This window comes from Chryseobacterium paridis (assembly GCF_016595215.1).
Taxonomy (GTDB): domain Bacteria; phylum Bacteroidota; class Bacteroidia; order Flavobacteriales; family Weeksellaceae; genus Chryseobacterium; species Chryseobacterium paridis.
This window is the reverse complement of the sequence record NZ_JAENHK010000001.1, coordinates 720,332-744,383: the sequence shown is the minus strand read 5'-3', so window position 1 is coordinate 744,383 and position 24,052 is coordinate 720,332. Positions and strand designations below refer to the sequence as shown.

At 35.1% G+C, this 24,052-nt stretch carries 21 protein-coding genes and 6 tRNA genes; 6 read left to right on the top strand and 21 right to left on the bottom strand.

The genetic code is table 11. The features are described 5' to 3' along the window. Positions 1 to 85 precede the first annotated feature (85 nt). From JHL15_RS03485 to JHL15_RS03455, 7 genes are all read right to left on the bottom strand, one after another. The gene (locus JHL15_RS03485; protein ID WP_200242819.1) at positions 86 to 1,336 is read right to left on the bottom strand and encodes a hypothetical protein; all 1,251 of its coding nucleotides are present in this window, start codon (positions 1,334 to 1,336) and stop codon (positions 86 to 88) included. Between the two features lie 196 nt (positions 1,337 to 1,532). Next, a tRNA-Leu gene (locus JHL15_RS03480) sits at positions 1,533 to 1,616 on the bottom strand. Positions 1,617 to 1,622: 6 nt separating this feature from the next. Continuing rightward, positions 1,623 to 1,698: transfer RNA gene (locus JHL15_RS03475), tRNA-Gly, on the bottom strand. A gap of 8 nt (positions 1,699 to 1,706) precedes the next feature. Continuing rightward, positions 1,707 to 1,788, bottom strand: a tRNA-Leu gene (locus JHL15_RS03470). 128 nt (positions 1,789 to 1,916) lie between these two features. Beyond that, positions 1,917 to 2,000 (bottom strand) — tRNA-Leu (locus tag JHL15_RS03465). A gap of 6 nt (positions 2,001 to 2,006) precedes the next feature. Continuing rightward, a tRNA-Gly gene (locus JHL15_RS03460) sits at positions 2,007 to 2,082 on the bottom strand. Positions 2,083 to 2,091: 9 nt separating this feature from the next. After that, positions 2,092 to 2,173: transfer RNA gene (locus tag JHL15_RS03455), tRNA-Leu, on the bottom strand. A 178-nt stretch (positions 2,174 to 2,351) separates the two neighbouring features. Here JHL15_RS03455 and JHL15_RS03450 point away from each other — a divergent pair. From JHL15_RS03450 to JHL15_RS03440, 3 genes are all read left to right on the top strand, one after another. After that, positions 2,352 to 2,729 carry a DUF3127 domain-containing protein gene (locus JHL15_RS03450; protein ID WP_200242816.1) on the top strand — a complete coding sequence of 126 codons (378 nt, stop codon included), beginning with the start codon at positions 2,352 to 2,354 and terminating at the stop codon, positions 2,727 to 2,729. Between the two features lie 62 nt (positions 2,730 to 2,791). Further along, on the top strand, positions 2,792 to 3,433 hold the full coding sequence (gene aat, locus JHL15_RS03445) for a leucyl/phenylalanyl-tRNA--protein transferase (protein WP_200242813.1): 642 nt from the start codon (positions 2,792 to 2,794) through the stop codon (positions 3,431 to 3,433). 2 nt (positions 3,434 to 3,435) lie between these two features. Continuing rightward, positions 3,436 to 4,320, top strand: coding sequence for a DMT family transporter (locus JHL15_RS03440; protein ID WP_200242810.1), 885 nt, complete (start codon positions 3,436 to 3,438; stop codon positions 4,318 to 4,320). A 48-nt stretch (positions 4,321 to 4,368) separates the two neighbouring features. Here the strand turns inward: JHL15_RS03440 and JHL15_RS03435 are convergent, their stop codons facing one another. From JHL15_RS03435 to JHL15_RS03400, 8 genes are all read right to left on the bottom strand, one after another. Further along, positions 4,369 to 5,748 carry a tetratricopeptide repeat protein gene (locus tag JHL15_RS03435; protein ID WP_200243753.1) on the bottom strand — a complete coding sequence of 460 codons (1,380 nt, stop codon included), beginning with the start codon at positions 5,746 to 5,748 and terminating at the stop codon, positions 4,369 to 4,371. 208 nt (positions 5,749 to 5,956) lie between these two features. Beyond that, positions 5,957 to 6,928, bottom strand: coding sequence for a quinone oxidoreductase family protein (locus JHL15_RS03430; protein ID WP_200242807.1), 972 nt, complete (start codon positions 6,926 to 6,928; stop codon positions 5,957 to 5,959). Between the two features lie 72 nt (positions 6,929 to 7,000). Further along, complete coding sequence (locus JHL15_RS03425; RefSeq protein WP_200242806.1) at positions 7,001 to 7,579, bottom strand: Crp/Fnr family transcriptional regulator; 579 nt, start codon at positions 7,577 to 7,579, stop codon at positions 7,001 to 7,003. A 50-nt stretch (positions 7,580 to 7,629) separates the two neighbouring features. Continuing rightward, complete coding sequence (gene glmM / locus JHL15_RS03420; protein WP_200242804.1) at positions 7,630 to 9,012, bottom strand: phosphoglucosamine mutase; 1,383 nt, start codon at positions 9,010 to 9,012, stop codon at positions 7,630 to 7,632. A gap of 8 nt (positions 9,013 to 9,020) precedes the next feature. Next, positions 9,021 to 9,860 (bottom strand): DNA damage-inducible protein D, encoded by an 840-nt coding sequence (dinD, locus tag JHL15_RS03415; RefSeq protein ID WP_200242803.1) that lies wholly within the window; start codon positions 9,858 to 9,860, stop codon positions 9,021 to 9,023. A 239-nt stretch (positions 9,861 to 10,099) separates the two neighbouring features. Further along, on the bottom strand, positions 10,100 to 12,133 hold the full coding sequence (feoB, locus tag JHL15_RS03410; protein WP_200242802.1) for a ferrous iron transport protein B: 2,034 nt from the start codon (positions 12,131 to 12,133) through the stop codon (positions 10,100 to 10,102). Beyond that, entirely contained in the window at positions 12,133 to 12,405 is a 273-nt protein-coding gene (locus tag JHL15_RS03405) for a FeoA family protein (RefSeq protein ID WP_200242801.1), read from the bottom strand. The genes feoB and JHL15_RS03405 overlap by 1 nt, the downstream gene beginning before the upstream one ends. 114 nt (positions 12,406 to 12,519) lie before the next feature. Then, a complete protein-coding gene (locus tag JHL15_RS03400; protein ID WP_200242800.1) occupies positions 12,520 to 13,425 on the bottom strand; it encodes a GLPGLI family protein in 906 nt (301 codons plus the stop codon). 246 nt (positions 13,426 to 13,671) lie between these two features. On the opposite strand from JHL15_RS03400, the gene JHL15_RS03395 reads away from it, so the two are divergent. Then, on the top strand, positions 13,672 to 14,166 hold the full coding sequence (locus JHL15_RS03395; protein ID WP_200242799.1) for a DinB family protein: 495 nt from the start codon (positions 13,672 to 13,674) through the stop codon (positions 14,164 to 14,166). 58 nt (positions 14,167 to 14,224) lie between these two features. Here JHL15_RS03395 and JHL15_RS03390 read toward each other — a convergent pair whose 3' ends face one another. Continuing rightward, complete coding sequence (locus JHL15_RS03390) at positions 14,225 to 16,912, bottom strand: carboxypeptidase-like regulatory domain-containing protein (protein ID WP_200242797.1); 2,688 nt, start codon at positions 16,910 to 16,912, stop codon at positions 14,225 to 14,227. 284 nt (positions 16,913 to 17,196) lie between these two features. Between JHL15_RS03390 and JHL15_RS03385 the strand changes: the two genes are divergently transcribed. After that, positions 17,197 to 18,078, top strand: coding sequence for a cupin-like domain-containing protein (locus tag JHL15_RS03385; protein ID WP_200242796.1), 882 nt, complete (start codon positions 17,197 to 17,199; stop codon positions 18,076 to 18,078). A gap of 347 nt (positions 18,079 to 18,425) precedes the next feature. Beyond that, on the top strand, positions 18,426 to 19,307 hold the full coding sequence (locus JHL15_RS03380; protein ID WP_200242794.1) for a cupin-like domain-containing protein: 882 nt from the start codon (positions 18,426 to 18,428) through the stop codon (positions 19,305 to 19,307). 35 nt (positions 19,308 to 19,342) lie between these two features. Here the strand turns inward: JHL15_RS03380 and JHL15_RS03375 are convergent, their stop codons facing one another. The 5 genes from JHL15_RS03375 to JHL15_RS03355 form a co-directional block, all read right to left on the bottom strand. Continuing rightward, entirely contained in the window at positions 19,343 to 20,125 is a 783-nt protein-coding gene (locus JHL15_RS03375) for a T9SS-dependent choice-of-anchor J family protein (RefSeq protein ID WP_200242791.1), read from the bottom strand. A 72-nt stretch (positions 20,126 to 20,197) separates the two neighbouring features. After that, entirely contained in the window at positions 20,198 to 21,922 is a 1,725-nt protein-coding gene (locus JHL15_RS03370) for a M14 family metallopeptidase (RefSeq protein ID WP_200242789.1), read from the bottom strand. A gap of 351 nt (positions 21,923 to 22,273) precedes the next feature. Continuing rightward, the gene (locus tag JHL15_RS03365) at positions 22,274 to 23,008 is read right to left on the bottom strand and encodes a metallophosphoesterase family protein (protein WP_200242787.1); all 735 of its coding nucleotides are present in this window, start codon (positions 23,006 to 23,008) and stop codon (positions 22,274 to 22,276) included. 3 nt (positions 23,009 to 23,011) lie between these two features. Beyond that, on the bottom strand, positions 23,012 to 23,554 hold the full coding sequence (locus JHL15_RS03360; protein ID WP_200242785.1) for an RNA 2'-phosphotransferase: 543 nt from the start codon (positions 23,552 to 23,554) through the stop codon (positions 23,012 to 23,014). 9 nt (positions 23,555 to 23,563) lie between these two features. Continuing rightward, entirely contained in the window at positions 23,564 to 24,049 is a 486-nt protein-coding gene (locus JHL15_RS03355; protein ID WP_200242783.1) for a hypothetical protein, read from the bottom strand. Positions 24,050 to 24,052: the final 3 nt, after the last annotated feature.

Sequence of the window (24,052 nt, the reverse complement as noted above, 5' to 3'; positions counted from 1 at the left end):
AAATCTCATTAAACGCTTCCATCTTCTCCATTATACCCCATACTATGTAAACTTTAATTACCCTAAAAGCATTTTCCCACCACCCTTACCTGTTAAAAGGATATTCATTGATCCAGTGAAAACCACGTTTATTTAGCTTATAATCTTCCTTCTTCTTTCTTGTTGTTTTTATTCTTACAGAGTCTCTGCCAATATTTCCTGTAAAAATGATGCTGTCTTTTTGAACATGGTAATGCAGATAAGCATATGGATTATCCGGTTCTGTTTTACGAAGTATTAATGTATTTTTCCCTGTATCAATAACTCCCTTAAACGTCTTAGTACTGTCATTGTTAAGAACTATACCTGCGCGACCAGAATGACTAATTATTAATTTTTTCCATCCAGCAGAATCTTGACTACAGGAAGGTATTTCCTTATTATTCATCATAAATTCTTCAACAGTATATGCACCCTCCATTGGTACGGCAGGAGCTGTATAGAACAATACTGGGGAAGAAGTGAGTATAAAATAAGCCACGACAAGCCCTTTGAGGACAATAAGTGTAACGCGCTTCCATCTTTTGTCGGCTGTCCGTTTTTGAAAACGTAATTGCGATGGCTGATGTAAAATAAAAAAACGATACAACGCAATCGCATCACCGCTTACAATAAATACGCAAAACAAAACAACATGGCTGGAAAATATTTTTACGGGCACATCATAGAAAAAATTCAGCAGAGCCACATTGATCATTACTGTCATGGAAAAAAGTGCTCCAAAAGTTTTGGTTCGTCTGAAAAGAAGCAAAAGTCCACCAATAGTTTCCAGGAGCCCTGAAACAAATGTATAGCCTGAGGAAGCACCCATCATGGTCCATACTACACCCATGGGCGACATATCGCCAACTTTTTCTTCTAGTCTTCCAATTGAGTTCGCGGGAAACTGCCCATTATTCAATTTTGCAAAACCATACGAGATCATGATCATAGCCACATAATAACGTGCGACTACTACTGTAAACCAACGAAGATCTTTAAATGTACGCTGTTTTTTATCTGCAAGAAGTATAACCAGTGCGGCTACTGCAGCTAAGCAAATATTGACGACTACTACCCAATAATCTAATGTCGTATCGCCACTGCCGGTCATCTTAATATATTCTACCTTCTGTTGCTGAAAAACATTTTTACACAACCACAAAACTCCGTTTTTATATATTCCCTCTAAAGGCGAAAACTGTGATGTGAAAATAAAAAGATACACATAAGAAATACCGCATAAATGCAGGAACCGTAATATAGGATTATGCCTTTTTTGATTAGGAGATTCGATGATTTTCGTATCCATGGACAAGTTATTTTTTACTAAGAAGATTTGATATAGCTACCAACATCAATTATTCTCTATCTCCAATACTTATAGCTTAAGTAAAATTATCAAAAAATAAGTGTAAAATTGAATAGAAATGAAAAAGCATTTATGTGACGATGAATAAAGCCACCATATAAAAAAAGAAAAACCCTCCGTAACAATGTTACAGAGGGTTTTGTACCCCAGACGGGACTTGAACCCGTACGTCCTTGCGGACACAGGATTTTAAGTCCTGCGTGTCTACCAGTTCCACCACCAGGGCGTGGAGTGGAGCGAAAAACGGGATTCGAACCCTCGACCCCAACCTTGGCAAGGTTGTGCTCTACCAGCTGAGCTATTTTCGCAAACGTTGTGCGGATGAAGGGACTCGAACCCCCACGCCTCGCGGCACCAGATCCTAAGTCTGGCGTGGCTACCAATTACACCACATCCGCTGGTTTTAATGATCTGTAATTACAGATAACATCAGCATTCTTATCACAAATATAAGAAATCCATTGTATAAAAAACAAACTTACCAAAGCAAAAAAAATCCTCCGTAACAATGTTACAGAGGATTTAGTACCCCGGGCGGGACTTGAACCCGCACGCCAAAAGAGGCACAGGATTTTAAGTCCTGCGTGTCTACCAGTTCCACCACCAGGGCATGGAGTGGAGCGAAAAACGGGATTCGAACCCGCGACCCCAACCTTGGCAAGGTTGTGCTCTACCAGCTGAGCTATTTTCGCAAAACGTTGTGCGGATGAAGGGACTCGAACCCCCACGCCTCACGGCACCAGATCCTAAGTCTGGCGTGGCTACCAATTACACCACATCCGCATTGTTTTGATAAGTCGTATTTTAAAGAACTTCTTTCGTTTTTGTGAGTGCAAATATAGGGCAATTTTCTATAATTGCAAGGCTTTTCTCAAAAAAAATTAAAATTTCTGTATTTTTTTTTCCTGACCCCTTTTATTACATTTCATTTTCTTACTTTTACATCGTTAATATATACGATATGGAATTACAAGGAACGGTAAAGAAACTTTTTGATGCTCAGACATTTGCGAGTGGATTTCAAAAGAGAGAAATGGTTATTTTAACTCAGGAACAGTATCCACAGCCGATAAACATAGAATTTTTGTCTGATAAAATCAGTTTATTGGATAACCTTAAAGAAGGAGAAAATGTAAAGGTGGGAATCAATATCAGAGGAAGAGAATGGACTTCTCCTCAAGGTGAAACCAAATACTTTAACTCTATTACAGGATGGAGAGTAGAAAAAGTTTCTGATATGGGATCAGAACCAACTCAGGCTAGCCCATCACAATCTGCATCTCCTGTTTCAAATGAAAATCCATTTGCTGCAGATGAAGACGATGATTTACCTTTTTAATTAAGAATACAACGATTAAAAATATAAATCCTGCTTTTTAAGTGGGATTTTTTTTCCTCACCATGGTTCGATTAGACGAAAACGAGATTTCATTTCCTGATCCGGAACTTTATGACGGACACGAAGGCATTATCGCTTTTGGAGGAGATCTATCGGTAGAAAGGATTTGGTTTGCTTATCAGTTGGGTATTTTTCCCTGGTTCAATCCGGGGGAAGAAATCCTTTGGTGGAGCCCAGATCCCCGTTTTGTTTTGTTTCCTGAAGAATTAAAGGTTTCAAAATCGATGCGGAAAATACTCAACCGGGGTGTTTTCACATTTACAGAAAATAAGAACTTCAGAGGGGTTATCAAAAGTTGCCAGGAAATAAACAGAGTCGGACAGACAGGAACCTGGCTATCTGATGAACTTATGGAATCCTTTATTACCCTTCACGAATACGGACTGGCAAAAAGCATTGAAGTATGGAAAGATGATGAACTGGTAGGAGGCTTTTATGGCCTTCTTATCGGGAATGTCTTTTGCGGAGAAAGCATGTTCGCTAAAGTAAGCAATGCCTCCAAAGCTGGTTTTATCCATTTTGTGGAAACCCATAAAGATCAGCTGGATCTTATCGACTGCCAATCTCATACGGATCATTTGGAAAGCCTGGGCGCAAGGATGATTCCGAAAAAACAATTTTTACACCATTTACACAAAAAATAATAATGAAAGCAGAAAAAGAAAAATGGATCCTCTTATTGGTGCTCAGCCTCATTTGGGGATCTTCTTTTATTTTAATTAAAAAATCTTTAGAACATTTCAACCCTTTCCAGGTAGGTGCATTAAGGGTTCTTATTGCGGGAATCATATTATTTCCTGTTGCCATTTCAAAATATAAGCTGTTTCCCAAAAAGCATATCAAGTGGCTTATTTTAGCAGCAATCACCGGAAATTTTATTCCCATGTTCCTCTTTCCAATTGCGGAGACAGAAATAAGCAGTAGTATTGCCGGGATCATCAACTCCATGATGCCCATTTTTGTGATCATCGTTGGGGCTCTTGTCTGGAAATTTGATACTACGAAACAACAGATTATCGGAGTTTGTATAAGCTTTGCCGGAGTTTGTATACTTGCCTTTGGAGCAGATGATGGAGGACGATTTAAACTGATTCCGATCTTATTACTCCTTCTCGCTACTTTATGTTACGCAATAAGTACCACAACAGTAAAATCAAAGCTTATGGAGCTGTCTTCAATTATTCTGTCGGCATTTGTATTCTCTTTTGTTTTGGTTTTGCCTTCTATCATTGCGCTGGCGCTTACCGGATTCTTCTCGGAATTTAGTTTTTCAGAAGATAACATGATGGGGTTGCTTTTCGTGGGATTGCTATCCATATTTGGAACCGGGCTGGCCATGACCATGAATTACCGTTTACTAAAGGTATCTTCTCCCTTATTTGCATCAACAGTGACATTACTGATGCCTATTGTAGCAATTATTTGGGGCATTTTAGATGGTGAAAAATTAACTTTTTTACAATTTATAGGCGCTGGTATCATCATTGGTGGATTGATCTTCTTAAGAACCAAACCTGCTATAAAAAAATAAATCCTGCATTACTGCAGGATTTTTATTTAATTGATCATTTACTGATCGTTAATTCTTTTTCTTCACTTTAGCTTTAGCCTTTTTCACGCCATCTTTTATGAAAGGATATTTTTTCTGCATATCCTGAACAAGAGTCGGATCTAAGTCTAGCGCCTGTTTAAGCGAGTCAATTCCTTTTTCCTGTTCTCTCAGGTTAAAATAACAGTTACTCAACTGATAGTATAATTCTGCTCTGTTATGATTTTCAATAGCTTTATACAAAATCGTAACTGCTTCTTCATATTCACCTAAAAGCATCAATACTTCTGAGTAAGCATACCAATTGTAAAACCTTGAAGGTTCTGAAACTACCAGTTTCTTTAAACAAGAAAGGCTTTCTTCAAACTTTCCTGAATCTATGAATAAAAATGCCAGTCTTTTCTGATAATCAAGATTGCTGTCATTCAGGTGAGTCGCTTCTTTTGCAAAATGAAGTGCTTCTGCCATTCCCCCCATTTCTTCATACAAATAAGACTGCTCCATCATGGAAAGATAAAACTGAGGATCTTCTCTCAATGATTTCTGAAAAGAATTCAATGCTATAATCGGCTGTTTCATTGCTTTATAGCACAATCCGATTTTATAAAAGGTAAATGCTTTTGTGTATTCCAGCTCAAGCATCTCTTCATATACTTCGATTGCTTTTTTATATTGCCCTAAAGCTTCGTAACAAGCTGCCTTATTCGCATATACTCCTACAGAAGATGAATTGATCGCTAAAAGGTAATCAAATCCTTTGATCGCTTCCTCATAATTCTTTCTATTGAAATAGAACTGCCCATATTCGTACCAAGCGGTCTCAGAATAGGCAAATTCATCTAAATATTCATTCAAAAAGGCAATAGCCTCCTCACTCTTTTTCAAATCATTAAAGCAGATCATACAGTTTTCCAACGCATATTCATCCGTTGGGTCCTCTTTCAATGCTTTTCTATAATGTTTCAGAGCGTTGAAAGGATCTCCTAAATTCACATATTCGTCCGCAATAAAGTTGTGAAGGAAGTTTTCTTCTTCTTTCAGTTCTAGTGCTTTCTTGCAAATTTCAATGGATCTTTTAGGGTTTCCCAGGTTCGAATAATACTTGGCGTAGCAAACTAAAAAGTCCGTGTGCTCCATGGATGAAGCCTTCAACTCGTCAATTAGTTCTTTTGCCGTATTATAATCTTCCCATTCCAGCAGGACTTCAAGCTTTTTAATCTTGATATCCAGTGAATTAGGATGAAGCTTTAGACCATAATTAACAGCATTATCTGCATAGTTAAAATCGCCCAGCTCCAGATAATAAACAATAATATCTTCCAGTTCTTCTGTATCGAAATAGAATTCATCATTGTTCTCAATCATTTCTTCGAACTTTTTTACAAGTTCATTTCCAAAATATTCTTCCAATATAGTGTCTACTCTGTCAGCCAATGCCCGAATTTTCTTGCGAACCTCGGCAAACTTATTTAATTAATATACTACTTCTGAGATTGTTATTCAAAATTACTGCAAATTTGCGACTTTTTTTTGAATTATGTTTTTGTAATTTTCTATCCTAAAGATAGTAAAAAGAAGAATATAATAAAAGAATTGTGGATAAAAAGAGAGATTCACATTAAATTAACACTACTAACCTTTTTCTATTAGGAATTTCATTATGCCAGATTGATTCAATATCTTTTAAATCAACGTCTTCCGTTTCCATGATAAGCTTTCCGTTTGCGGCAGCCTGAAACATTTCGGGGATAATTTCTGTCAATAATAATTTAAATTCATCTTGCGTCCAGCTTCCTAATCCTGAACCTGAAATCTGCAGGTCTGTACCTCTGAGAATCTGGGATGATAACTGAATGGTATCACCACTCATTCCACCTACAGAAACCAGCCTTGTTTTATGGGAAAAATTTCCATCTCCCTTTATTGCAGATAAGAGAAGCTCAACCGAATGTCCCCAGATATAATCTAAAACAACATCAATAGGCGTCTCATTATGGCTATCTTTAATCCTTTGTTTAAAATCCTCATCATCCAGTTTCAAAGAGATTGCTTCATCAGCTCCTAATTCGTATAGAGACTTTAATGCTTCTTCATTTCTTCCGGTAACAATTATTTTTTTAGCTCCATATAACCTGGCCACCTGAACTGCAATCCTTCCTGTTATACCAGTCGCTCCATTGATAAGGACTGTTTCTCCTTGTTTTAATTGTGTTTTAAACTTAAGCCCCATTGCAGAGCCCATAACCGCATTTGGCAGCGCTGCTGCTATAGAAAATGTGAGGCCATCAGGAATAGGAACCATCATTTTCTTATCTGCTACGACTTTTTCAGCTACTGTTCCTTTTTTACTGAAAAAATAGACTTTAGAGCCATCTTCTAATATTCCGGCTCCGTCACTTCCGATTATTTTAGGCTGGTGTTCTTCATTTTCCGTGGAATAGTGTTTTCCACTTGCTCTTGCTCTATCAAGATGCTTAATAGACGTTGCTTTTACATAGATCAATTGCTCATCATCCTGAATAATTTCGGGTTCCGGGAAATCTGCATATTGAGGAGTTCCTCCTTTTTCAAATACGACTGCTGCTTTCATTATCTTTTATTTTAATACAAAATTAGGATGAAAGCATTTCCTGTTGCAATAACATTTGTTATCAGATTATACTCACAGCTTTTCTTTCAGGATCTTACTTTTTATTCTGCTCAGATGCACGGTAGTAATTCCAAGATAAGAAGCAATGTAGTGTTGGGGAACTCTTTTAATGATCTCCGGTTTTTCTTTTGTAAGATTAAGATAACGTTTTTGGGGACTGTCTTTAATAAATGAAAAGAAGTGTTTCATGTAATCAAATGTTCTTTCAAAAACAGAATCCATTAACTGATCTCTTAACTGAGGATCATCATATATTTCAGCTAAGATTTTATCGACCGTTGGTTTATCGATTCTCCATAAAATGCAGGGTTCTATTGTTTCAAAAGAAACCATGCTTGGTAAGCCCTTTCTAAAACTTTCAAGAGAGGAGAACATGGTATTTTCCATAAAAAACTGAAAAGTAACGTCTTTCCCATCATTATTGTACCAGGCTCTGGCCATCCCTTTTTCAATATAATAAGCATGGAACGACACCTCATTCTCTTGTAAAAGAATGGTCTTTGCAGGAACTTCCATCCGTTTGAAGTCCTTTATAAATTCTGCACATTTTGCTCTTGGAAAAGGAAATCTGTTTTTTAAATGCTCAAACATGTTACAAGTATAAAAAAAGAACGGAACTCAATGCTCCGTTCTTGTTATTTTTAGATCAAACTGTTTATTTTCGCTATAATCTCGTCAGCAAGCTGATCAGCTTCTTCCTGTGACTTAGCTTCTGTATACACTCTGATAATCGGTTCTGTATTGGACTTACGAAGGTGCACCCAGTTGTTTTCAAAATCTATTTTTACTCCATCTATTGTAGAAACCTCTTCATTTTGATATTCTTTCTCCATTTTGGATAAGATCTCATCTACATTGATTTCCGGAGTCAGCTCAATTTTCTTTTTACCCATGAAGTAGCTTGGATAACCTGCTCTTAGTTCTGAAACGGTTTTATTCTCTTTTGCTAAATAGGTAAGGAAAAGAGCAACACCTACTAAAGAGTCTCTTCCGTAGTGAAGATCAGGGTAAATAATTCCTCCATTTCCTTCACCTCCAATTACTGCATTTTTCTCTTTCATTAAAGTAACAACGTTCACCTCTCCCACAGCACTTGCGAAATACTCTGAATTATGATTCTGAGCAATATCTCTTAATGCACGGCTTGAAGAAAGGTTAGATACTGCTACTCCATTTTTATGTTTCAATAAATAATCAGCAATAGCAACCAATGTATATTCCTCTCCGAACATTTCTCCTTTCTCATCGATCAATGCCAATCTATCCACATCCGGATCTACAACTACTCCGAAATCTGCATTTTCTTTTTTTACGAGCTCACAGATATCTCCTAAATGCTCTTTTAATGGTTCTGGGTTGTGCGGAAATTGTCCGTTCGGTTCACAGTATAATTTTACTGTTTCACATCCTAGCTTATTCAACAGCATTGGAATAGCTATCCCTCCTGTTGAATTCACCGCATCTAAAACAACTTTGAAATTTTTAGCTTTAATAGCTTCGACATCTACCATTGGAAGATCAAGGATCTGCTGAATATGAATGTCAAAAGCATCATTTCTTACTTCATATTTTCCTAAATCATCTACCTCAGCATAGTTGAAGTCCTCACTTTCAGCAATCGCCAACATCTCTGCTCCATTTTCCCCACTGATGAATTCTCCTTTCTCATTGAGTAGTTTAAGAGCATTCCATTGTTTTGGGTTATGAGAAGCAGTAAGGATGATTCCTCCGTCTGCCTTTAATTCAGGTACCATGATTTCAACAGTAGGTGTTGTAGAAAGTCCAAGATCTACAACATTGATTCCTAAACCTTGTAAAGTGGCACTCACCAGGGAAGAAACCATTTCACCGGAAATTCGGGCATCTCTTCCTATTACAAGTGTTAAATCTTTTTTGTTTTTATTATTCTGAAGCCAAGTTCCGAATGCTGAAGCGAACTTTACCACATCAAGTGGCGTTAAGTTATCATTCACTTTTCCTCCGATAGTTCCTCGGATTCCTGAAATACTTTTTATTAATGACATTCTATATTTTACTTATTTTTCTTTGTTTCTTTTAAAATTTTCTTCTCATCATTTTCCAATTGCCTTTGAACTTTTTTTACATCCTCTAATGCAGGCAGCGTTTCAGGTTTTACCCCTCTTTCGCCTAACATTTTTCTTACGGCTAAATTATTTTCGACATGTTCATTTGTAATCTGAACATCGCCATTTAAATCTTTTTCTACAACATTATGACTGGTAAGTTCAGTTGCAAAATCTTTAGCCTTTATAGTTAATGTAGGAAGAAAATCAGCAAGAGGTCTGTTTTGTGGAACTCCTATTTTCTTCTTCATATCATTTGTAGAGAATCCTCCAAATAATGCCTTGTCACCTTTTGAACGAATCAATGAAAAACTTTTCTCATCAACTCCTCTTTCATAAATAATTCCTGAAAGTTTTTTTTCTGTCTTGGATAGTTTTTCTCTTGCCGTTACTCTTGCAACATCTAAAAGTCTTTTTTCAATAATTTCCTGTTTTCTAGTTTGAACAGCAAAATAAGTTTGGGCAAAAGCAATCTCAGATTTTGAAGCGTCTCCATTCTGAGCCACCAAATAACAACCATAACGAGTTAAAGCTATATCGGCTATCTCTCTTTCAGAACCACTTCCGATCAGAACCATTTTCCCGAGATCGGCAAAATGGTTTTGAACTTTTTCTCCAGCGTTTTCGCATGACTTCTTTGCCTTCTCAATAACTTTCTGAAAGTTATCCCATTTAGTATAATTTAATATTTCTTGCAAATCTCTGGCACTCCAGCACTCAATATTATTATATAAATGTGAGGCATTTTCGAATTTTAGAAAGAGCTCTTCTATTAATTCTTTTTTCATATTCTATTTATTTGTGTTTTATTGCAAACAAAAATAGGTAAAAATTGAATTTAATAGTCTTGCCTTTTCAAAAGGAACATTATTTTTTTATGAACAGCCACAATCTTTGTCGCAACTACCTCCTTTAGAGCTGAATTTTTTAGGGGCAAAGTTTTTTCTAATCACTCTGAATAAAGAGTAACAGGCAAACCCCACAATGAGGAATACAATAATGTATTGAAAAATTAATGAAGAATTCATTATTTTAGAATTTGATAAATAAACATCGACACAAAGTATGCCAAACCAGTCATCATTACTACCTGAAAGCCCGTCCATTTTAAGCTTTTGGTTTCTCTATAGACTACTGCAAGTGTAGAAACACATTGCATTGCAAATGCATAGAAGAAAAGTATAGATATTCCTGTTGCAAAATTAAACACTTTTTCACCATTTGGTTTTATATCATGTCTCATTTTGTCAATCACCTTTACTTCCGGTGCATCATCGCTCAAACTATATAATGTAGACATTGTTCCTACGAAGACTTCTCGTGCAACAAAGCTTGTTATAATTCCTACTCCCATCTTCCAGTCATATCCCAATGGAGCAATAGCTGGTTCTATTGCCTTACCCATTTTTGCAAGATAGGAATGATCCAATTTCACATCGGTAGCAACCATTTCTTTTGGTTTCTGTGATGGTCCGAAATAACTCAAGAACCAAATGATAATACTAACAATAAAGATAATTTTTCCCGCTCCTGTAATGAAATCCCACACTTTTCCCAATACCATTTTAAAATCATATCCGAATAGTGGTTTTTTATAGGTTGGCAAATCCATTACGAGATAGGTTTTACCTTTATCTTTAATAAATCTTTTTAAAATTGCTGCTGAAAATAAGGCAACCAGAAATCCTAATAAATACATTCCCATTAATACCAGAGCCTTATATTTTATTCCTAAAAAACTTTTGTCTGAAATAACCAAACCAATGATGATACTGTAAACGGGAAGCCTTGCAGAACATGTCATAAATGGTGTTACTAAAATAGTAAGTAACCTTTCTTTCACGTTTTCTATATTCCGGGTTGAGATCACAGCCGGAATAGCACAGGCCGTTCCTGAAACTAATGGCACAATACTTTTTCCATTTAATCCAAATGGTCGTAAAAATCGGTCCATCAAGAAGATAACCCTTGCCATATACCCTGAATCTTCTAACAGATATAAGAAATACAACAGGATTCCAATTTGTGGAGCAAAGACCATAATTCCTCCTAATCCTGGAACAATTCCATTTGAAATTAATGAATTTACGGGTCCTTCCGGAAGATGTTCCCCAGTGAAAGCTGATAACCATGAGAAGAAACTTTCAATCCAGTTCATTGGATATTCTGCAAGAAAGAAAACGCTTTGGAATATGATCAATAAGATCAACATAAAAATGACATATCCCCAGAATTTATGCACCAAGACCTTATCCAGTTTTTCGGTCAACAGTTCCTTGAATTGTGGCTTTTTAGTAATTACATTGGCTAAGATTTTATCAACATTCTGATATCTTCTTACTGTTTCCTGAACCTGCAGTCTTTTAGGAACCAAACTTTTAGTGTCCGGACCATTGAGTATATCGTGCATGGTTTCTATTTTACTAAGCTCCACGCCGGATGATATACTCATCCATGCTTTATACTCGCTGTCTAGACCTTTATGGTCTACAATTTTGGTAATAAAATCTTTGTGTTCAGCAGGGGTTTCGAAAGAAGCTTTATTTGTTTTTTGAAAATCATTATTAAAAACAGCTTCTCTAATGGCATCTATTCCAATCTGCTCTTTGGCGTTGGTTTGAATGATCTTAATATTCAATGCCTTTGAAAATTGCTGGATATCAATATTGATTCCGCGTCTTTCAGCCTGATCTATCTGGTTAACAACCAGAATTAAAGGAACTCCCAGATCCTGAATCTGCTGAAACAGAAGAAGTCCTCTTTTTAAACTTAATGCTTCAAGGATATAGATTACACCCACATAGTTTTGCTGTTCATCGATCAGATATTTAGAAAAAATGGCTTCATCTTCAGAACTTGGATAAACGCTGTAAGAGCCTGGTAAATCTACTACCTCAACCTCTTCGTCCTTATAATTATAATTTCCTGAATAACTTGCAACAGTGACACCTGCATAGTTTCCTGTCTTCTGCTTTTTATTGCAAAGTGTGTTGAAAACCGTGGATTTTCCTACATTAGGATTTCCAACCAAAAGCACCTGTTTTTTCTTATTTTCCTGCATTAATCCAAATCTTGTACAATGATATAATCTCCTTCTTCCTCTCTAAGAGCAATACGGCTTTTTTCCTCTCCAAATTCTACATACATGGGACCATTAAACGGAGCCTGGTACAAAATTTTAAAAACGGTTTCCGGTAAAAGGCCCATTTCTATAATCTTGTTGGGCATCTTTAGATGGTCGTTATCATAACCCAATATTTTCCCCATTTTGTTTTTAGGGAAACTGCTTAATTTATGTAAATCCTTCTCTTTCAAAGCCTCTTTTTTGTACATGCAAATGTACGCTATTTAAATTTAATCTAAATAACATCTTCCCTAAAAAAAATAAACCCAAATGCGTTAAACATTTGGGTTTATTTGATAAATATAATTTAGTTAGTTGAATGTCTATTTTTTCTTTTTATCAGCTACCTCCACCTTTTCAATTGGGTTATCATTAGCATTAAAGAAATCTTTGTATTGTTTTTCCTGCTTTTTCATCATGTCTCCAATTGTACCATCCATTCCCGGTATCGACTTTGAAAGCATTTCCTGAGTCATCATAGGTCTTACAGTAGCAAAAGGATCTTTCTTGAAATCATTATATGTTTTTTCAAACTTTTCTCTGGTCAGTTCATTTACTTTTCCTCCTTTTGCCTGCATCAGATTTTCAACATATGAATATTCTGAGTAGTCTTTTACTTTTTTATTCCCTTGAAGCACCCAAGAATAATCTTTTGCATCATCTTCTATTTTTACAATTAATCCTGGAAGTCCGGAAAACTTGTAAGGTCCGTCAGGGAAAGGTAAATCTGTACTGAACCATGCAGTCCATTTTCTTCCTCCAAACTCTGTTGTTGCCTTTTGGGTATTATAAGCTCCTATTTTTTGCTTGTCCGTCAGGATGTTCCAGTTAAATTTCGGTTCTTCATTATATCCGATATTACTTGGTGTAAATCCGCTGGCAATTTTATCTACATATTGAACTTTCATACTTGGATAAAACTTATAAATCCTTGCTGAAATCTTTGGCTGTCTGATCGATTTGGAAAGATCTTTCATTACTCCTGCTTTTTGCATCGCTTCTATTTCTACTTTTAGAATAGAATCCTGAGCAATAATTGTATAATCCTGATAAATGGATCTGTTCTTATCCGTAATATCCAATATCGTTATTACTTTATCTACTTTGGTCGAATCCTTTTTAGGTTTAAAGGTCAGTTCGTAAAAGAAACGGTTCGCAGTTTCTTTAGACTCCTGAGCATTTGCAACAGCAAAAAGAGCAATTAAGAATACTGAAAGCAACTTTTTCATTGTGATAATGTTTACTTATTAGTTACCATTTCTTTAAAAATGTTACACTTTTTTTATTTTAATTTATAACACACTCAATTTAAGCTGATTGAAAAACTCAAATTGCTCTTCAATCTGAATGACTACAACTTAAGAACAAACGCTTATATCCGTCTCGCTTTGCGTGTCTTTAAAGATTAATATTTTATTAAAACAGTTTTCTGCTCAAAATCTTTAACTTTAAATACCTAAAAAACAAAAATTAATATGGACACATTAGCTCAATTAAAATCTGAACTCGATAGCGAGTATCAGACAACCAGAAAGTTTTTCGATATTTATCCCGATAACCAAAATGATTATGCTCCTCATGAAAAGAGCATGAAAATGAAGTCTCTTGCGAATCACCTTGCCGATGTTTTTGAATGGCCTAATACCATGTTGAAAACATCAGAGCTTGATTTTGCCGACGGAGATCAACCTGTTTTATCTTCTACAAAAGAAGATTTGCTGAAAAAGCTCGATGACAATTATAAGTCTGGTATTGATGCGCTTGAAAATGCAAAAGAAGAAGATCTGGATTCAACCTGGGCATTAAAGTATAATGGAAATGAATTGGCAAAATGGACCAAATATGCTTCAATCCGACACAGCTTAAATCAAATTACCCATCATAGAGCACAGTTGGGTGTTTATTACAGACTGAATGATATTCCTTTACCAGGCAGTTATGGACCATCAGCAGATATACAGAGTTTTTAGAACATTATAAAGAAAAAGCCAATCTCTAGAGATTGGCTTTTTCTGTTTATATAGTTTATTATTTGAAGTTGAATTTTACGGTAAACATAACCTGACTTGGGCGGAGCTGATATCTTGTATATTTGATATCGGTGGTTCCGATGTCATAAGTTTCGAATACTTTCTTATTCGCAATATTCATCCATTTCAACTCAAAATCAATTTTTTTCTTAGCCCATGTAAATTGATAAGATACATCATAAAATCCATTATGGTATTTCTGGTCAACAGCATTGGTATTCACCTGATCCCAATTGAATCCAATCGTATGGTTTTCTATTGGATAGAAGAAAAGTCCCAGGTTATGGTTAAATCCTGTTCTCGTTGCTTTGGAATTTACCTCCCCTTTACTTGATTGCTTTGTTCTGGAAATGCTTGCATTATAATCTACACTCATCCAGCTGAAATAGGTATTGTTGAATTTAATTCCATAGGACTGGCTATTGTTTTTATTGTTATAAGCCCTATCATCCAAAAATGCATCAGATTTCACTGTATTATTGCTGTAACTAAGGGAAGCATTTGTTTTAAATTTTGGAAAATATTTTCCAACTTCCATACTGTACCCATTATTTAATATATGATTGTCCTGTTCTTTATAATTCATTACGATATAACCAGCTTCAACTGTTGGGTTGGAAATTAAGTTTCTCTTAGCATCAGAATATCTGTAATTAATATTAAAGAATAAGTTATTCAATGGATTTCTATATTCAATTCTTGTTCCTGCAGATTTATTATTATTCTGAGGAATCGGATTATTAGGATCCATCACATTGATTGAACTTGGAGAGGTCATTAAAAATCCTGAATAAGCTGTATTGATCTCCCCAAAATTGTTATTAATATTCGCATTTACTGATGCCTTCCAGAATGATGCAAAAGTATATTGAGCAAAAACACTTGGTTCAAAAGTAACTTTATTAACTGTTTTAGAAACACTTCTCAGAGGATCTTCTGCTTTAATATTATTAGAATTTACCGGAAAATTAGCATATAGCATCCAGGAGTCATTTTTGTAATTTACTCCCAGACTTCCATATGGTGTTGCTGTTGTATATCTTAAATCATTGCTATATTTTGAAATGGGAGGTTGGGAAGCCCCAGACCCTTTCATATTTGACAAATCTGAAACCAGATCAGTTGTTTTAAAATTAAATCCAACTTCAGGAGTAAAAGTCCATCCTTTTGTAGAAAAGCCTATGTTTGCAGAATGGTTTGCTTCAAAAGTCTTAAGCCTTAAATCCTGTCTTACAATATTTGAAGATGCAGGAACGAATCCTGGAATAGTCAAATAAGATGAAGGGGAAACATCTAAGGTTTGTCTGTCTGTTTGATAACTAATAAAAGATAAAAGATTGACCATTTTTTCTTTCCATGGAATAATGGTACTCAATGAGTTCTGGAATGATGTTGTTGGCGACTCTAGAGCCTCATTCCCATTTCTTTTTGTTCCATTTTTAACATCTTCTCTATCAACAAGTCCTCTATCTGCATTCCAATACTGGGAAAAACTTGTGGTATTTTTAAAGAATCCCTTTTTGGCATTTTTGGTAAAAATAAGCTCCCCTTTTGCTTTATCAGTATAAAAATTATTAAGGATATTCGTAATATTGGAACCTGCTCCATCTCCAAAATAATCCTGTCTGCTGTAAGCTTCCCGCTCCACAGCATTATTGGTATAATTAGCATTGGCTTTTAACTCCCATTCTTTTTTCTTGTCTATGTTTGTTAAGTAGTTTGCTGACAAATAATGAACATTATTCATCAAATATCTTTTAACAGGGAGGCTTGGTGTACTTGCATTATCTACATTAAGCCAATCATTTTGAGATGCATTTATTCTTCTGCCTTCGAATCTATTCCCAAACGCTAATATGTTCCCTTCATTTTCTACCTGCTCTCCCATATTATTGGTTTTATAGTTAACTACCCATTGACTTTTTTGTCCAAAGAACATAGGTGTTAATTTTACATTCCAAAGCCATGGATCACCAAAGCCAGTTCCAACTTCCCCTCTACCGGTCATGGTAACAGAGTTTTTAAGTTTAATATTGATCGCTGCCTGGTCAGAAGGCACTTTATCCTGAAGTATTTTTACGGGCTGGTGGTTTTCAAGAACCTCAACTTTTTGTACAGCATCTTTCGGAAGTGAGTTGTTGATGGTTCCGTACCCTCCTTCCATCAAGTCTTTTCCATTAACATAGAATTTATTGATGGCATTTCCCTGATAAAGAATGGTTCCATCCGTATTGACTTCAATTCCCGGAATCTTTTTCATTACATCTGCCAAGGTTCTATCACTTTTACTGTCAAAAGCTTTAAGATCATAGGCAATGGTATCTCCTCTGGCTGTGATCATTTTTGTTTTTAGCTGAACTTCTTTTATTTCAGTCGCTTCAGATTCCATTTTAAATGCCAATGTCTGGTCACTATTGCTTATTTGCTTTGTTAATGGTTTCTGGTTGAATGCTTTTACTTTCAGGTCTACATTCGACTCAGCTGTGGTAAAGGTTACTTTATATTCCCCTTTTGAATTGGTAATTCCATAGGCTAAAATGGCATCTTTTCCAGGTTCTTCCACAGTTACACTGGCACTGGGAATGGGAACACCATCTTCATCTGTGATCTTTCCTGTAACAGTCTTCTGCGCATAGGTAAGCACGGAAAGAAAAATCATCAGAAATAAAGTAATATTCTTTTTCATAATTCTAGTTATTTGCTTAATTAGTTATGGTTGTGTATTTTTTGTTACACATGTATAGAGATGCATTTCAAGCGTGTAAGTTAAATTCCTGTATTTCACTATGTTTTTAGTGATATTTTTTTTAATCTTTTTTCTTCTTAATCCTTTTTTTAATTTTTCATTTAATATTTAATCTTATTTATTCCGATCAAACAAAACCCCGATAAGAGTAATAGATTAATAAAATATTAATTCATTCATTGTAAATATTAATTTAATAATTTTGCAGCATAAAATTTAAAAAAATGGGAGTCATTTTAAGGCCGATTGATATCGTAGACGACATTACCAAAGAAGAGTTCTTTGAAAAATATCTAAAGCCGAGAAGGCCAGTCGTCATAAAAAATATGGCAAAAAAATGGCCTGCCTACCAAAAATGGACGATGGACTACATAAAGGAAGTGGTAGGTGATGTAGAAGTTCCGTTATATGACAGTGCCAAAGCAGATCCTTCAGCACCCATTAATACTCCTACAACCAAAATGCAATTTGGAGATTATATTGATCTTATCCGAAAAGAACCAACTGATTTGAGGATTTTCTTTTTTGACCCGATAAAATATGCAAACAAATTATTAGCAGATTATATTTCCCCAAAAGATTTAATGGGTGGTTTTCTGGATAAATATCCATCGATGTTCTTTGGAGGAAAAGGTTCTGTTACTTTTTTACATTATGATATAGATCTTCCTCATATCTTCCACACCCATTTTAATGGGAGAAAACATGTTATCCTTTTTGAAAACAAATGGAAAGAAAGGTTATATAAGATTCCGTATACGACCTATGCTTTAGAAGATTATGATATTGAAAATCCGGATTTCGAAAAGTTCCCTGCATTGAATGGTATAGATGGAATTGAGTGCTTTCTGGAGCATGGTGACACTTTATTTATGCCTACCGGATGGTGGCACTGGATGAAATATCTGGATGGAAGTTTCTCTCTTTCTCTGAGAGCCTGGGACAAATCATGGGCTGTAAAAGCGCATTCTATTTGGAATCTAACAGTACAACGAAAATTTGACGATATCATGAAAGTCAATTTCAAGAAAAAATACATGGACTGGAAGGAAAAACGAGCCATAAAAATAGCAGAAAGTGCCCTAAGAAAGGGTCTACCAAAATAAAAAAAATAAAGCGTATAGTTTCCCTGAAAATTATACGCTTTTTTAGTTATTGATTTGACTCTTCTTTAAATCCCTTTCAAAACATATTCTGAGAATTTGTAAATTCTTGTTAAAACTGAGAAATAATTAAACATAATGGATAAGTTTTGGAGACTTACTACTGAAATTATTTTTTCCTCTTCTTATTCTTATCACTGTTTAACAACAAAAGAGGATTTATAAGCTATTTTATTATTTTTGTTTAGACTAAATATTGAAATCTGTGATTTGAATCATAGATTAAAAAAAACTTAAACATCCCATTATATTTATTTATTTAATAATTTTGTAATATAAAATTTATAATAATGGGAGTAATTCTAAAACCTATAGATATTGTAGACGACATTACTAAAGAAGAATTCTTTGAAAAATATTTAAGACCCAGAAAGCCTGTTGTCATCAAGAATATGGCAAGAAAATGGCCCGCTTATCAAAAGTGGACGATGGAATATGTAAAGGAGGCAGTAGGAGACGTTGTTGTTCCATTATATGACAGTGCGAAGGCCGATCCGGCAGCTCCAATCAATGCTCCGACAACAGAAATGAAGTTTGGAGACTATATAGACCTTATCCAGAGAGAACCTACTGATCTGAGGATCTTCTTTTTTGATCCAATTAAAAAGGCCAATAAATTATTGGATGATTATATTTCTCCGAAAGAATTGATGGGGGGATTCCTAGATAAATATCCATCTATGTTTTTTGGAGGGAAAGGTTCTGTTACTTTCTTACATTTTGATATTGATTTAGCTCATATTTTCCATACTCATTTCAATGGAAGGAAACATGTTCTTCTTTTTGACTATAAGTGGAAAGACAGATTGTATAAACTTCCTTATGCAACATATGCATTAGAAGATTATGATATTGAGAATCCTGATTTCAAAAACTTTCCGGCACTAGATGGTGTAGAAGGAATTGAGTGTTTCCTTGAGCACGGAGATACTTTATTTATGCCTACCGGATGGTGGCATTGGATGAAGTACCTGGATGGAAGTTTCTCTATATCTTTAAGAGCTTGGGATAAATCATGGGCTGTAAAGGCAAATTCACTTTGGAATCTTACAGTACAAAGAAATTTCGACAATTTTATGAAGGGTCGCTTCAAGAAAAGATATATGGATTGGAAAGAGAAAAAAGCTATCGAAAGAGCAAATTATGCTTTGAAAAGAGGCTTACCAAAATAAAAAAAGGCGTTTCAATTGAAACGCCCTTTTTGTAATTATTTCTTTATAATTTTATAACTCTTTTCAGAACCTCCTTCTTTAATCCTTACAATGTATGTTCCTGTTTCCAGCCCTGAAAGATCAACTCTGGCATTTTCAGAATTTATATTTTCCTGTTTTTGTAATCTGCCGGTTAAGTCATAGATCTTAATATCAGCCATTTTATTTTTACTATCAATATGTAAAACATCAATAACCGGATTAGGATAAATAGATGCTGTTTTTTTATCTATCTCGGACACACCAAGCGATCCTGAAACCTGAAAGTCATCTATACCAATAAACCAAACATCCTCCGTTGACGAATAAAATGCTATGTAAATGGTTTGCCCGACATATGCTGATAAATCATAGGTGTACTGGGTCCAGGTTGTTGGTGGCTTTACAGCACTTGCCAGTGTATTTGTTAATCCTGCAGCAGTAGGCGTGGTTGTAGATATTTTAACATCAAATTCCTCTGCCAGGCCTGTCCCCCCATTTTTACTCCAAAAAGTTAATTTATCAGAAACTCCCGCAGTAACTACTATTGCAGGGCTTACTGCATAATCATCATGGGCGGTACTTCCATATTCCAATCCCAAATAATGCGATCCCGAATGTGGATCAATATCTGTAGATGCTGAATAAGTATCCCATGTTTCCCATGTTCCCGGATCACCTCCGTTAATTATGGTCCAATCTGCCGGCATGGTAGCCGAATCAAAGCTTTGTGTATATTGCCCAAAAATGCTAATAGGCAAAAGTCCCAAAACAATTACTAACTGATAAATTTGCTTCATTCTTTAATATTTTCTAATAAATTTACAAAATACTAAGAAATAAATCATCTGTTTCGCAATAATTTATGATTTTTATAAGATCCTGTAAATAGGATATTGCTTAAAAGTCTTTTCTTCAAAGTACGGAGAATGCCTGTACACCCAGTCTAATTGTGCCGAGCCATCTTCTGCAAACTTTTTATCCGATGATTTTTTGTCATCAAGTTCTTTTTTCAATGTCTTGTCTTTTTTCAACAATTCAGCTGCTGTATCTTCAAATATATAGGCTGAGAAATATTCTTTTTGTGCTAGAATTCCATCAAAAAAGTTCCAGTTAAAAAAAGAATCTAAAGCTTCCGGTTCCAGGGTTTCAATAATGTATTTAACTCCAGCTTGTTGAGTAGGAATAATATAATCACCAGCCGAAAAGGTTATTTTTTTATTTGTTTTTTCAACGGTTGTTTCGTAATGCAGATAATGTCCTTCGTATGGATTTTTTACCGTTTTAAAATCATTGATCTTGTAGGACTCCACTGCTATTACACTATCCTTCTGAATCGGCTTCATCTCTATCTTATTCCTTTTAAACTCTTCAATAACGCGGTATTGAGATTGCGGAATGACATAATATTCAGGGATGGTAATATAACCTGTGGGTACCGCCGTTGTAAATAATTTTATCTTTTTAGTAAAGGGCTTATTTCGGTCATAATATAATCTTGGTTTTCCAGAAATCTCACTCGGTTTATACTTCCCTTCATAGCCTTTGAAATCCATCGTGGAAAATTTTGTAGAATCTATCTTCCAGCGGATGCCGTATTGTTTTCCTGATTGATATTGTTTTAAATTTTCAATACGGTATTCTTTGATCTTTTTGTAATCTTTATCCAGGTTCTGAAGATTAACAAGCATATATTTATACGTCGCATCAACCCTCTTGTCATAAGGTTTCAACATATGCGTTTCCGGAACCGTCCCCAATGAATTAAATAAAGAAGTATATCCTGTGGAATATCTCGGTGAATCCTCAAAAGAAGCAAATCCTATTTCGGGAACATCACCATGAATATTGACATATGGAGTACTTTCATATCCTAATTTTTTTAACTCTTCAAGGTTCTTTGCCTGATAATCATTGTAAAAATAATTCCCAAGGATATTTCCCAAACGTTCTTTAAATGTCGAAATATAGGTAAATGTATATTGATAATCTGCCCCATTGCTGACATGGTTGTCGATAAAAACATCTGGCTTTAACCATTGGTAAATTTCCTGAAAGCTCCGGGCATTTTTAGTATCAGCTTTGATAAAATCCCTGTTCAGATCATAGTTTCTGGCATTTCCCCTGAAACCATATTGTTCAGGACCATTTTGATTGGCCCTGGAATAAGAACCTCTGTTAAGCATTCCACTCACATTATAAGCAGAAATGGCAGCAATCATAAAGTTCTGTGGAGTCTTTACCTTTTTCGTTGCAAGATCCCGCATCAGCATCATGGTTGCATCAATTCCATCTGGTTCTCCAGGATGAATTCCATTATTAACAAACAATATTGCTTTATCCTTTCTTAATTTTTCAAAGTCTTTTTCCGGAAATGGATTGTAAATGACCACATAGATTGGTTTTCCGTTATCATCCTCTCCCTTTTTTACATATTGAATAGCAGGAAACTTTTCTGCCAGACCTTTATAATAATTATTCATTTCATCATAGGTAACGGTCTGGTTACCATTTCCTTTTTCAAAAGGTGTTTGAAAAGACTGTTGAGAGAAAAATAGAGAAGAACTCAGAAATAATAGAAGATATTTAAGTTTCATGGAAGTAAAATTTCAGGTTTCAAAATTACTGAAATTATTGATGAATCTTTTGGTTAATCGCAAAGACGCAAGGTTTCCTAAAATTTTGCGTTTTTAAGGCGCAAGAAAATCAAAGATTTTAGTAATAGATAATTTCTACATTTTATTTTATCTTCTATGTCATTCCGTAGGAATCTAAACTAGGCTTTAATAATAGACTATAGAGATTCCTATGGAATGACAATATTGCGTGTAAGCGCTCTAAAATAGTGTCGAATAAACTTGAATAAACAAAAAATTTTTTATCTCTGATAAAAATCCTTGCGCCTTAAAAACAGTATACTCTCAAAACATTTGCGCCTTTACGATTAACTACCACACATTTCTACCATTTTCGTCAGGATATAAAGCAGGAAGCGGGTCACTCTGCCAGAATTCTTTCGTATCAATATCCATAATAGACAAAGCTCCCGTATAAGCAGCTCCTGTATCTAAATTCCAGATATTTGCCTTATTCAAAGGTTCTTTGCTCCCCAGCTCAATTGTTGGTGTATGGCCAATGAAGATCTCTTTAAACAAAAGCAACCTTTTAGGATACAATTCTGAATTTTTACTCAGTTTTTTATCCATAGAAACGGCTGTTTCCCAAAGCGTTCTATCCCATCGGTAATTACTGGAATACACTTCTTTTTCCGGGCCATGCATAGATGAGTATCCTGCATGAATAAACAAACGGTTTTGATCATCTACATAATAGTTTTTCATACGTTGAAAAAATTCTAAGTGTCTTTCCAACTCTTCATCCGAATAATTATCATAGCTTTCAATTGTCTTTTGCCCACCGTTTGAAAGCCACACACTAGGAGTTCCACCCAAAGAAAGCCAGTCTTCACACCATGCATCATGATTTCCTTTAATGAAAATACAATTTTGTTTCTCGGAAAGTTCTATTAAAAATTGGATGATATCAGAAGATTGACTCCAGCCATCGACATAATCCCCAAGGAAGATCAACTGATCGTCAACACTTACTTTCGCCCGATCCAAAACCTGTATTAAGGCTTTAAAGCCACCATGAATATCTCCTATTACTAACTTTCTTTTCATTTTTTACTTTGAAATATATTGAGCATCTACAAAGTCCGTCAACCAGACTCCATTATTAGAAAGGTAAAACTGAATCCCTTCTTCAAACATTTTGCCTGTCCGGATAGTCAAAATTACAGGTTTTCCATGACGCATTCCCACTTTTGTGGCTGTATCTTTATCTGCGCTCAGATGAACATGCTGTCTGCTTCTTTTTTCAATTCCCTTATTCATAATTGAACCGATATTGATTTCAGCGGTTCCATGGTAGAGAAATTCCGGAGGTTGCTGAGGAATCAATGCCAGATCGATATCAATAGAGTGACCCTGATTGGCTCTTATCTTCGTTTTATCTTTATTAAAGGCAAACCTTTTTTTGTTATTCGTTTCTACAACCTCATCTAATTCTTCTATTGTAAAATGCATTCTGTTATGAGCCGATTTTGTGATCAGTTCTTCAACATCTGCCCAGCCATTTTCATCCAATTTCAAATGGATTGTTTCCGGCTGATGCCTGAGTATTAGACTCAGGAATTTACTTATTCTTTTATTTTCTATTTCGTTCATGATTTTGTTTTAACAATTATAAAATTCAGGGCCAAAGACAACCTTAACTCCAAGTTTTTCTGATATTTCATCTGCATAAATATCAAAATTGTAGGTATCAGACATACTTATATCAAATATTTTACTATTCAAAAGACGAATTGAAAAATACCCACACCCATATCCTTTTGCAGGAAGCATATTTGTTATTTCTAAATTCTTTACATCACTTAGAGAAAATAGTAAGCTCTCTTTCTTACTTGAAATCCCCATTAGATTGTTCTTTTCATCAACCCACATCAATGTTTTATTATTTAAAATCTTCAATATTTCTGGTGGTGTTATAAACGAGTATTCTTTTGAGTAATTAACAGAGTTATTCCCAAGTTCTACATATTTATTGACTTCAATGTTATCCTTGTGTACTTTTAGAGATCGGTTAATATCATTATTATTCAAATTGCTTTCTATTGCATTGCTACTTCCAAAAAAAAGTTTCTTCAAAATATTTAACATTAC